Genomic DNA, 1,080 nt, shown 5'->3' on the forward strand with positions numbered 1-1,080 from the left:
GCTGGATTCAAGCAATAAGTGCAAACGACTCCCCTGTGTAGACTTCAAGCGGTGTTCGCCCACCTAAAACCTTTCGAGGCGTGGTATTAATCAATATCTCCATAGTTCGAATGTCCTCCCTTGTAAGATGTCCCAGAGCCATTTTTTTGGGATAGGTTCGCCGAATAATACCATTGGTATTTTCGTTCGTTCCTCTCTGGTAACTGGCATAAGGCTTGGCAAAAAATACATCAGCACTTACTGCTTCAGCTACCTTTTCATGAGCGGCAAACTCGCCTCCGTTATCCAATGTGATCGTGCAGACGGATGATACTCGTCCAAGCAATTTAATCATGCTATCTGCCACCGTTTCAGCTTGTTTGTTGTCCACTTTATCAATGAGTGTAAAGCGACTTTTCCGGTCAACCAGAGTCACCAGATAAGCATCCTGTCCAAATACGGTGTCACCCTCCCAGTCTCCCAGGCGAGAACGAAGTTCTACCACTTCAGGACGATCAGATATATCAACACGATTAGGTATCAGTGAGCGTCCAGCCTTGCGTTTACCGCCCTTGCAGCGTCTTTTTCCAAAGCGGGGTAGCTTTTTGTACAGAGAGCCTCCGCTGGACCTGTCATCAGCAATACGAGCGTAGATAGTAGTGTGGCTTAAGGTGATTTCAGGCACCTCGACTTTCATCCTGTAGCTGATGTTCTCAGGAGACCAGCCAAGAAGCAGGCCTTTTTTTATAATAGGCATTTGTCGTTCATCGGCTTTGTTATGTTTTCTGGCTGACTTCCTACGTTGAATAGCTTTACTGTGAGCAGCTTCAGCACAGTATCCGTTGTCATCAGTGTTGCGTTGAAGCTCTCGGGATAAGGCGCTTGCACTGATGGCAACTCTCTCAGCAATGTATTTCTGTGTAAGACCTGTCCCAAGAAGTGCTTCAATCTGGTATCGTTGTCCCTGAGACAGCTGTTTGTATCGTCTGGTTTGTGTATTCATTCCTGACTTCCATTTCTGAGTGTGAGAGCTACAGAATGTACCAGCAGCTGGCTCACATCTGAAATATCAGTCGATTGCACTTATTCTATTAATCCAGA

At 46.1% G+C, this 1,080-nt stretch carries 1 protein-coding gene; it reads right to left on the reverse strand.

Annotated features, from left to right (window positions below):
- Positions 1–7 precede the first annotated feature (7 nt).
- Positions 8–982 (reverse strand): IS30 family transposase, encoded by a 975-nt coding sequence (locus KDK19_RS13755; protein ID WP_257254011.1) that lies wholly within the window; start codon positions 980–982, stop codon positions 8–10.
- Between the last annotated feature and the right edge of the window lie 98 nt (positions 983–1,080).

It is taken from the genome of Endozoicomonas sp. ONNA1 (assembly GCF_024606325.1).
GTDB lineage: Bacteria > Pseudomonadota > Gammaproteobacteria > Pseudomonadales > Endozoicomonadaceae > Endozoicomonas_A.

Bases quoted from the DNA above. Each gene is read 5' to 3' on its own strand.
- KDK19_RS13755 (WP_257254011.1), bottom strand. From the start codon at position 982: ATGAATACACAAACCAGACGATACAAACAGCTGTCTCAGGGACAACGA.